The sequence below is a fragment of the Klebsiella sp. 141240 genome (genome assembly GCF_050600805.1).
GTDB lineage: Bacteria > Pseudomonadota > Gammaproteobacteria > Enterobacterales > Enterobacteriaceae > Klebsiella > Klebsiella aerogenes.
Genome location: NZ_JAQIRK010000034.1, coordinates 1 through 9,528, shown reverse-complemented (window position 1 = coordinate 9,528; position 9,528 = coordinate 1). Strand labels below are relative to the sequence as shown.

The 9,528-nt window shown below is 44.3% G+C and carries 7 protein-coding genes and 4 pseudogenes; 6 read left to right on the top strand and 5 right to left on the bottom strand.

Translation table 11 applies throughout. The annotated features are described in order from the left end of the window. Window positions 1-223 precede the first annotated feature (223 nt). Together PGQ95_RS25885 and PGQ95_RS25880 are read left to right on the top strand one after the other, a co-directional pair. Window positions 224-733 carry a peptidase M14 gene (locus tag PGQ95_RS25885; RefSeq protein WP_065311128.1) on the top strand — a complete coding sequence of 170 codons (510 nt, stop codon included), beginning with the start codon at window positions 224-226 and terminating at the stop codon, window positions 731-733. Between the two features lie 105 nt (window positions 734-838). Next, the gene (locus tag PGQ95_RS25880) at window positions 839-2,740 is read left to right on the top strand and encodes an AAA family ATPase (protein WP_065311127.1); all 1,902 of its coding nucleotides are present in this window, start codon (window positions 839-841) and stop codon (window positions 2,738-2,740) included. A 386-nt stretch (window positions 2,741-3,126) separates the two neighbouring features. Here PGQ95_RS25880 and PGQ95_RS25875 read toward each other — a convergent pair whose 3' ends face one another. The 3 genes and pseudogenes from PGQ95_RS25875 to PGQ95_RS25865 form a co-directional block, all read right to left on the bottom strand. Further along, window positions 3,127-3,306 carry a hypothetical protein gene (locus PGQ95_RS25875; protein WP_000347021.1) on the bottom strand — a complete coding sequence of 60 codons (180 nt, stop codon included), beginning with the start codon at window positions 3,304-3,306 and terminating at the stop codon, window positions 3,127-3,129. Window positions 3,307-3,372: 66 nt separating this feature from the next. Continuing rightward, window positions 3,373-3,468, bottom strand: coding sequence for a DinQ-like type I toxin DqlB (dqlB, locus tag PGQ95_RS25870; RefSeq protein ID WP_000609149.1), 96 nt, complete (start codon window positions 3,466-3,468; stop codon window positions 3,373-3,375). Between the two features lie 676 nt (window positions 3,469-4,144). Beyond that, window positions 4,145-4,441 (bottom strand): annotated as a pseudogene (locus PGQ95_RS25865) (helix-turn-helix domain-containing protein); the annotation flags it as partial. A 177-nt stretch (window positions 4,442-4,618) separates the two neighbouring features. On the opposite strand from PGQ95_RS25865, the pseudogene PGQ95_RS25860 reads away from it, so the two are divergent. Continuing rightward, window positions 4,619-4,966, top strand: a pseudogene (locus PGQ95_RS25860) (MBL fold metallo-hydrolase); the annotation flags it as partial. A gap of 30 nt (window positions 4,967-4,996) precedes the next feature. Further along, entirely contained in the window at window positions 4,997-5,338 is a 342-nt protein-coding gene (locus tag PGQ95_RS25855) for a RamA family antibiotic efflux transcriptional regulator (protein WP_004202492.1), read from the top strand. Between the two features lie 17 nt (window positions 5,339-5,355). On the opposite strand, the gene PGQ95_RS25850 is transcribed toward PGQ95_RS25855, so the two are convergent. Both PGQ95_RS25850 and PGQ95_RS25845 read right to left on the bottom strand, forming a co-directional pair. Continuing rightward, window positions 5,356-5,604: a DUF1158 domain-containing protein gene (locus tag PGQ95_RS25850; RefSeq protein WP_065809026.1), complete on the bottom strand. Its 249-nt coding sequence runs from the start codon at window positions 5,602-5,604 to the stop codon at window positions 5,356-5,358. Between the two features lie 264 nt (window positions 5,605-5,868). Beyond that, window positions 5,869-6,105 (bottom strand): annotated as a pseudogene (locus PGQ95_RS25845) (IS6 family transposase); the annotation flags it as partial. 266 nt (window positions 6,106-6,371) lie between these two features. Between PGQ95_RS25845 and PGQ95_RS25840 the strand changes: the two are divergent. Then, window positions 6,372-7,808 carry a glutathione synthase gene (locus PGQ95_RS25840; protein WP_000105383.1) on the top strand — a complete coding sequence of 479 codons (1,437 nt, stop codon included), beginning with the start codon at window positions 6,372-6,374 and terminating at the stop codon, window positions 7,806-7,808. A 417-nt stretch (window positions 7,809-8,225) separates the two neighbouring features. Next, a pseudogene (locus PGQ95_RS25835) lies at window positions 8,226-9,230 on the top strand (IS110-like element IS4321 family transposase). The last annotated feature ends 298 nt before the right edge of the window (window positions 9,231-9,528 follow it).

Here is a 9,528-nt window from a genome sequence, read left to right as displayed (position 1 = left end):
GGCAGAGCCGCAGACTGGAAGACGGGAAGTTTCGGCCCTTACGGATGCCCGGAAAACCTTAGCGTACGATTTTTTCCGAATTCTGCGGGCTCCCCCTTTGCATCATCTGCGGCATTGTAGTTGCAGTTCGAGGTTATTAATCTTGGACAGAAAATGCTGTATGTCCAGTCAGCCGGAGAATTATACTAGCGACCATGATCATCACAGGAAGAACACGTAACAGATGGCAACTGAGTGGGTAGATGTGGCTGATAATGCCGTTAAAATTGGGCTGGGTGCATTAATCACCATTGTTGGTGGCTGGATTACACTGAAATTAACACACTGCCACGAAATAAGAAAAGATGCAATAGCTCAGCGACTGCGGGATATAGATAAAAAAACTGACCGCTATATAGATTTTCTTTCTTCATCGCAAACGCTAATGCAGAAATATCTTTATGAATCATGTGATCCAAGTAGCAAGGACTACACCAATTATATGCGGTTGCATAATATTGTAAGCCTGACATCCTCCCCTGAATTGCGAATCTATGCTTTTGATACTCAGTCCAAAGTATCGCAATTTATCCTGCTCAGAAAGCCCAACGAACCAGAGGTTATTGATTCCTGTCGCAATGCCGCGAGAAACGCCGTTTCTGTGCTTCAGGGGGCAGTGAGTGCTGAATTGCTTCAGGATAAAGCAGCACTTCAGGACAAACAACATGCATGGTGGGCTTTCTGGCGAAAATAAAGCAGAACAGTGGAGGAAGAGCCATTTATCCAAGTAGCGAAAGACAGTTAAAGCCTTGGGAAAAAATGTCGATAATCCGAGCAATATTCTATCGTAGGAAGAAAAATGGAAATAGTATCATTTAAAGTTTCTCAGTATAGGTCTATTTCAGGGGAGATATCCTCTGATAACTTTAATGGATTAACCATTGTTGGGCAAAACAACAGTGGTAAAACAAACCTATTAAAAGCTATGAGGGTTTTTTTTGAAGGAAAATTTAATCCTGACTTATATGACTATGAAAAAGATAAGCCACATGGTGTTAAGCAAGGACAAACTAGTTTTGCTGTAAGATTTACTTTTTCTGAAAGTGAGCTAGATGATGTCTCTGAGGATTTGAGCCAAGACGATGATGATGACGATGATGACTCGATTATTGAACTTGGTGTTTTAGGGGAGCAAGAAGAGCCTAGTAATTCTATTTCATTTGATGATGGCAGCTCTAAACAACAAGAATCAAAACCAACTCAATCAAGAGGCAGAAAGCTAAGTTTGAGAGATAGATATTTGCAGCTGTTTAACATGATTGATGACTCCAGGTTAAAGTCACCTCAAAACGAAGTGACCGTACATCTGACAATATCTAATAAAAACAATTACTTTTACACTGTCTTTAAAGGTTACAAGAGGAAACCTGAAGTAACTTCCTCCATGTATACATCTGTTGAAAGAAGGTTCATAGAAAAAATACTTTCTAGTTTTGAGTGTGTGTATATACCATCGTCAAAAAGTATTGATGATATATATCATAATCTATTAGTTCCATATGTTAGGAGTGAAGTAGCTTCAGCCATGAAAACATCGGTTCAAGTGATTCATGATAAACTGTTGGAAGTATCTGAAAAGATAACAAATGAAATGATTCTAAGCGGTATAGATGACTGTAGCTTTATTATTAAAGCTCCGCCATCTCTTGATGAGTTATTTGGTCGCTTTGAGGTTTCAATAAAAGATACTATTGAGAATGTGATATCGAGTAAAGGTATGGGGCTACAATGCTTATCTTTATTTTCTTCATTTAAATCTATTTCAGAGAGAAAACTTACTCTAGGTAAGAAAACGATTTGGATGGTTGAGGAGCCTGAGTCTTTCTTGCATCCCTCATTAGGCCGGTCATGTAATCACATTTTCAAATCACTGATGGATGTTGCTTATGTTCTTATTACAACTCATTCCTTATCATTTGTCAGTGATGAGCCAAGTAAGATCATTGAGTTATATAAAGATGACGCCGGTGTTACAAAAGATAAAAAGCATGAAAAAAGATTTAATGCAGTTGCAAGCATAAGAGAAAATCTTGGGGTCAGATTTTCTGATTTCTTTAACATATCAAGTAGTGCAGTTTTCGTTGAAGGTATCACCGACAAACAATATATAGAATCAATATTGAAATTGACATCTGAAGATGATGAGTTTAAGAACAGATGGCCTTTTCTGAGGAGTGCTAAAGTTGATGAGTTTGGTGGAGTCAGTCAACTTGGGGGATTCTTGAAAGGGTGCTACGAGTTTATTTCTAAAGATGTCCCCGTAATATCTGTTTTTGACGGTGATGAAGCTGGGGTCAAAGAAAGAACCAGATTACAAAGCTACTTTGGTAAAAAACAAATTAGATTTGAGTCAAATAAAGACTATATTTCTGTAAGAAGTGGTTTTGCTATTGAAGGCCTCTTCCCTGACGATTTCATTTCTGACGCAATGGAAACCCATCCGTCGTGGTTTATCGGAGGAAAATCTGTTGATGCCGATGATGTAATTGAACCATTCAAAGTGCAAGATAATAAAAAAACTAACTTATTAAATTTCTTCCTGGAAAAATGTCGTGTTCAACCTATATGCGGTTGGATTTCTCGGTGGGAAAAGGTGTTTAACGTCATAGACTCAGCCTTGCGAGATAAAAGTGAATCCATCACAAACAAAAAACGAACCGAAGATACTTCCGGTAACACTTCAGATCATCAAGCTGCATAATCGATTGTGTGCACCAAGGTTGCACATACACCTGATTAATCAAGAGTGAGACCATAACAAGCCTATATCAGATAACAGCCCTCTTCATAAGAGGGCTGTCTTTTTCGCGGGCATCGTACTTGGGTTCCACTTGGAAAATGGAAAACATCCTACGCTAAGAGCGTTTTTTAAACAACCGGCTTGTTGGTTTTTACGAGATACTGTGCAGTTGAAGGAACAAGATAAAGGAATTAAAGACCCTTTAGTACCATACTTTCATGAAATTTTCCCATATTTTCTTTTAGATCGTGCAACAGCGAAAAGACGTAGGAATTGGCTTGATTAGCCGCAATACTATTTCTGGACAGAATGGCGAGGAATTAAACGAGAGACGTAAAAAAGGCCGCTTACGCGACCTCAGCCTTTTGCGGTTTTGGCTTGGTGATATACCACGATAGACAACCGACAATAAAACTCATGAACATTCCAGTAAAACGATCATCAATGCCTGGAAACAGGCAACCGACAAACATCGCAACAGGGAAAGGAAGAAGTAAACAGCGCCCCAAAATGCTCATAAAATCCATAAATCCTCCTTTGTTAAAGGGCAGGAAGCGGTGCACTTCCTGCCCTTAGTTACGTTTCCGCAGTCATCAGTCGATGAACTGACGGATCAGTTCCAGAACTGCAATCAGCGCGTTTGCAACGGCGACCACAGCCCTGAGAACGATGATTAACAGGTTAATCATCCGTTTCTCCAGGTTGATACTGGAGGAAGTCGCCGTTGCTTGCTCATACATCGCCTGTCACAACGGCTCTCTCACATTGTTGGATGTAGAGTACCTTCCTCCTGCCAGAGCACTGAACACAGCACCACCTGTTTGTTCAGCCAGGACTTTAATTCGTTCATACCCAGATAGCGCAGGGTTTAGAAGCAAGGGAGGCACACTGTACAGCGCCAACGCAAAGATTATACAGATGCACGCATAAAATTCATTTAAAGAAATGGCCATTGACAGACAATCTGAAGTCAAACTAGACAACTGGTGTCTAGTGCCATAATATTGTGGATGTTGGATGTAGAGTATCTTCCTCCAGTCAGAGCCACCAACTCAGGACTGGAAAACACGAAAAAGCCCGATTACCAGTCGGGTTTTTTTGTGCCTGTCGTTCGACTGTTCTTCCGTTTTTTCCCTTCATTTGGGGGATTTTTCTTTCATTTTTTGTTGCGACCAATACTGCTGTTCGCGTTGGCCAACTGTGTAATGGCGTTACTGACATTTAAGTCCATTGTCAGAAATAACACCGTTCAGAACATCTATATAAGGGCATGTACAGAAGTAAGCTTAACGATTAACGAACATTTAGATCAAAATCTCTTAGCTGAAATTATTGGTAAAATAAGGAAGTAAAGGCAGGTGTTCTCTAATGCTTTAGATATTTACGTGGTGTACACTCATAGTATTGTCTGAAAAGGCATACAAAGTACGATGTACTACTAAACCCACACATTTCAGACACATATTTTATCGGATGATTTTGCTTTAACAATTTAATGGCGAGCGACATCCTAGTATCAAGTAATATTTTACTGAAAGAAGTGTTTTCTAATAATAGCTTTTTCTTTATTAAGCTCTCGCTCATGTAAAGATAATCAGCTAAATCTCTCAATTTCCAGTGTTTAGAAACATCTGAAAGAAGAATGCTTCGAACTTTTCCTGCTCTGTGGATAACTTGCAGAGTTTATTAAGTATCATTGCAGCAAAGATGAAATCAATGATTTATCAAAAATGATTGAAAGGTGGTTGTAAATAATGTTACAATGTGTGAGAAGCAGTCTAAATTCTTCGTGAAATAGTGATTTTTGAAGCTAATAAAAAACACACGTGGAATTTAGGGATTTATTACAGCGGCGACAGCGGCTATGGGCCGCACTTTAAAGCGATAGGCGATGAATTTGGTCCGGTCGATCTGGCGATCATGGAGAACGGGCAGTATGACCAGGACTGGAAATATATTCACATGATGCCGGATGAAACAGCTCAGGCCGCCGACGACCTGCGCGCTCGCGCGGTGCTGCCTGGGCATGCAGGACGATTCGTTTTGGCGAAACACAGCTGGGATGAACCGTATCAACGGCTGGCGGCTGCCAGCGAAGGAAGGGCCTGGCGTCTGCTGACGCCTGTGCAGGGCGAGCCGGTGTGGGTCGCCGATAAGACGCAATCATTTAACGCCTGGTGGCGCTAAGCGCCAGTGCAGTATCAGAGGAGAGAGCATATGACGATTTCCGCTCAGGTGATTGATACTATCGTCGAGTGGATTGATGACAACCTGCATCAACCGCTGCGTATTGATGATATCGCTCGCCATGCCGGGTATTCGAAATGGCATCTGCAACGGCTGTTTTTACAGTATAAAGGGGAGAGCCTGGGGCGCTATATTCGCGAAAGGAAGCTGCTGCTGGCCGCCCGCGATCTGCGTGACACCGATCAGCGGGTCTACGATATCTGCCTGAAGTATGGCTTCGATTCGCAACAGACCTTTACCCGCGTCTTCACCCGGACCTTCAATCTGCCGCCGGGCGCCTACCGTAAAGAGAACCACAGTCGCGCCCACTGAGGCGCGCCCTTCCTGGTTTAGCGTTCGAGCGAAAACCAGCGACGCCACACCCAGCGCAGCACCAGATACTCAATGGCGCCCAGTGCTAAGAACCACAAACAAAACAACACCGTATAAAGCTGGTTGAGATCCATCATATGGAATGTCTCAACCAGCTTTTGCGCCAGCGTCAGGCCCAGCGACGGCGCGGGCAACAGCAGACAGGAGAGCAGAGCCAGGAGCAGGATCCCGGGTGTTTTTATCTTACCGTCAAACTCGGCTGGGATTTCGTACAACCAAGGATAGTGGGTACGCTTAAACCCCAACTTTTGGTTGTCTTTGTAGCCATCCTTTAACGCCAGTGTCTTTAATTTTTTGGTCGGCAGGTTTGGCTGAGTCGGGAAGTCTAGCTCGATGATCTCATCACTTGGGGTGATACCTTCTTCCTTCAGATAATCCTTAAATGCCGCCATATAGCTGGCGCGCACACCAAAAATATTCAAGGTTTCCAGCTTATCCAAGTGCAGACCTTTTGGGCGCTGATTTGGCTTTTCATCCATGTGCCACGGGCAAAGATCGGAAGGGTTACGCCAGTACCAGCGCAGCCGTTTTTCCATTTCAGGCGCATAACGCTGAACCCAGCGGTAAATCGTGGAGTGATCGACATTCACTCCGCGTTCAGCCAGCATCTCCTGCAGCTCACGGTAACTGATGCCGTATTTGCAGTACCAGCGTACGGCCCACAGAATGATGTCACGCTGAAAATGCCGGCCTTTGAATGGGTTCATGTGCAGCTCCATCAGCAAAAGGGGATGATAAGTTTATCACCACCGACTATTTGCAACAGTGCCTAAAAATCGACCATACAGAGAGGGAAACCACCGGAGTGGTGGGAAAAGCAGAAAGGCTCACGTGGCATAAGGCGTGGACAATGGTATCGACTGGTTTTTCAATTTCCTATACGTGAACTATTGAAGTAATCAATCAAATTTTATAGGCTGATAGCCAAGTAACAACCACCAATGATATGCCAGGTAAAATCAGGGGACGTAAAATGAGTACTCTTGATGTTCAGAAGCTCAAGGATGATGCCGTCGAATGGGCCTTAACTCATGGTGTTGCTTTCAAGGAATCGTCGTATTCCGCAGTGCATACCCCGTTTACCCTGACACCAACACCTATCAGCCGTAAATCCTATCAGTACTTAAAGAATGCAACAGGAATACTCAGCAAATTAATCTATTCAGTTTCTGAGGATCATGATTTTTTGTACTCTGCGATTTATCCCATCAAGGCCGGGAATGCCTTCTTTTCAGCCCTCCTGAACATGCATCAACAAATCCATTCATCATCAAGGCATGCTCCTCGATTACCATTACTCATTATGCGTAGCGACTTTATGGATGATAATCGTGATGGGTTCAGGCTTATAGAGTTCAATGGTATAGCTGCAGGAATGGGGCCGTTTGGTCAGCGGATACATGATCTGCATCACTATCTACAACGGCAATATCCCGCTGTCTTTTCTGATTTATCGAATCAGGCAACAGGGGCGCTTGTCGACAATCAAGCGATCGAAGGGTTATCAGCAGCGATTTGTCAGGCAACTTGCAGAATTAAGCAGGAGTTCGGAGACCCCGGCCCTGCCAGGTTCCTGATGATTGTGCAGGAGAATGAAAATAATGTGTTTGATCAACACTTGCTTGAGCTCGCCCTCCAGCAAAAAGGAATCGAAACGCATCGCAGGACTTTTCGTGAACTGCATAATCAATTGAGTACAGGCGCCGACAACAGGCTCATTCTCGAGGGTGTAGGCCCACTTGATACCGTCTACTTACGTGCCGGATATCAGTATTCTGATTATGAAGCATTCAATATCGATGAGCAGGAGTGTTGTCAGGCGCTGATGGCGACCCGAGTATTCATTGAGCAGCACCGGGTTGCAGTGAACGCCACAGTTGGCCAGCAACTGGCGACCAGCAAGCGAGTACAAATGCTGCTCTCGCAATTGGGTTACGACGAGTTTGTCGCATTTGGATTAACACTGCAGGAAGCTAAAATAGCAAAAACGATACTGGGTGAGATGTTACCCATCAGCCCGGATAGTATCAACCTTGCAAAAGAGTCTCCTTCGGAAACCTGGGTTCTCAAAAATCAGGGTGAAGGCGGGGGGCATTGTCTGTTTGGTGCGGATATCCTGACAAAACTGACGGAACTCACTCCACAACAATATCAGTCCTGGTCGCTGATGCGCCGTTTACACCCTCAGCCCCGAGCTATGCCCACCTTGATTGTGCGTAAAGGGGAGTTGCATAAGGTGAATGATTTGATAAGCGAACTTGGAATGTTCTCCGTGCAGACAGATAACAATCCCTCCAGTGCTGAGCACAGTTTTGCTGGATATCTAATTCGTAGCAAATCAGCTGAATCGACAGAGGGAGGGGTCCATAGTGGACAAGGTGTTTTAGACTCGCTGGTATACAGCGATTAGTCCCTTTCAAGGGGGCTGAAATCTGGTTATATGAAAGCATGCGGTAAGTGGTGTTTTAGCCCCAGTGGAGATGATGCTGTTTCTAGACTGAGTCGTAGTAAGCTAATAATAGTATTATAAATGAAGCCATGAGGGTATTTACAGGGCATATCTTATTAAGGGAACAACAGCAAAAACTGCTGCTATAAGAGGCTGCACCCAAAGTTCTTCAAGGTTCACATCATCGCTGCTGGGTCGATGCTGTTTCAGTTACGGGTCAATTTTCAATACCATTAGCTGTTCCTGTGACTACGGTCATTACGCGCTGTCGACATCAATTTGTACAGCAAACAGTCTTAGCGTGGGATATTTAATGAGATGGTCACTCCCTCCTTCCCGGTACTATGCTGAGGACAGGCTTTCATTCGGAGAACTATCATGGAAAACATTGCGCTCATTGGTATCGATCTGGGTAAAAACTCTTTCCATATTCATTGCCAGGATCGTCGCGGGAAGGCTGTTTACCGTAAAAAATTTACCCGGCCAAAGTTGATCGAATTTTTGGCGACATGCCCCGCTACAACCATCGCAATGGAAGCCTGTGGCGGTTCTCACTTTATGGCACGCAAGTTGGAAGAGTTGGGGCATTCCCCAAAGCTGATATCACCACAATTTGTCCGCCCGTTCGTTAAAAGCAATAAAAACGACTTTGTCGACGCCGAAGCTATTTGTGAAGCTGCATCGCGTCCGTCTATGCGTTTTGTGCAGCCCAGAACGGAATCTCAGCAGGCAATGCGGGCTCTGCATCGTGTCCGTGAATCCCTGGTTCAGGATAAGGTAAAAACAACCAATCAAATGCATGCTTTTCTGCTGGAATTTGGCATTAGCGTTCCCCGAGGAGCTGCCGTTATTAGCCGACTGAGTACCATTCTTGAGGACAGTAGTTTGCCTCTTTACCTCAGCCAGTTATTGCTGAAATTACAACAGCATTATCACTATCTTGTTGAGCAGATTAAAGATTTGGAATCCCAGTTGAAACGAAAGTTGGACGAAGATGAGGTTGGACAGCGCTTGCTGAGCATTCCCTGCGTCGGAACACTGACAGCGAGTACTATTTCAACTGAGATTGGCGACGGGAAGTAGTACGCCAGCAGCCGTGACTTTGCGGCGGCAACAGGGCTTGTACCTCGGCAGTACAGCACGGGAGGTAGGACGACATTGCTGGGAATTAGTAAGCGAGGTAATAAAAAGATCCGAACTTTGTTGGTTCAATGTGCCAGGGTATTCATACAAAAACTGGAACACCAGTCTGGCAAATTGGCCGATTGGGTCAGGGATTTACTGTGCCGGAAAAGCAACTTTGTCGTCACTTGTGCTCTGGCAAACAAGCTGGCCAGAATAGCCTGGGCCCTAACGGCACGACAGCAAACTTATGTAGCATAACGGCAGAAATACACCGGTTTAAAGAATTACTGATCTGGTTTTGCGAATACTGATATTGATGATACTAACGGCCCACCGGCCTGTTGAGGAACCTGTAAAACGGAAAGGCTCATTGAAGCCGTATATTTTCTGGAGGTTCATCAGGCGCGGAACTCATCAAGGCGCGGGAATAAAATCCCATTCAGACGCCGGATAGATTCAAGGGCACTGTTGCAAATAGTCGGTGGTGATAAACTTATCATCCCCTTTTGCTGATGGAGCTGCACATGAACCCATTCAAAGGCCGGCATTTTCAGCG

Bases quoted from the DNA above. Each gene is read 5' to 3' on its own strand.
- PGQ95_RS25875 (WP_000347021.1), bottom strand. From the start codon at position 3,306: ATGGATTTTATGAGCATTTTGGGGCGCTGTTTACTTCTTCCTTTCCCT.
- PGQ95_RS25840 (WP_000105383.1), top strand. From the start codon at position 6,372: ATGAGTACTCTTGATGTTCAGAAGCTCAAGGATGATGCCGTCGAATGG.
- PGQ95_RS25855 (WP_004202492.1), top strand. From the start codon at position 4,997: ATGACGATTTCCGCTCAGGTGATTGATACTATCGTCGAGTGGATTGAT.
- PGQ95_RS25885 (WP_065311128.1), top strand. From the start codon at position 224: ATGGCAACTGAGTGGGTAGATGTGGCTGATAATGCCGTTAAAATTGGG.
- PGQ95_RS25880 (WP_065311127.1), top strand. From the start codon at position 839: ATGGAAATAGTATCATTTAAAGTTTCTCAGTATAGGTCTATTTCAGGG.
- dqlB (WP_000609149.1), bottom strand. From the start codon at position 3,468: ATGATTAACCTGTTAATCATCGTTCTCAGGGCTGTGGTCGCCGTTGCA.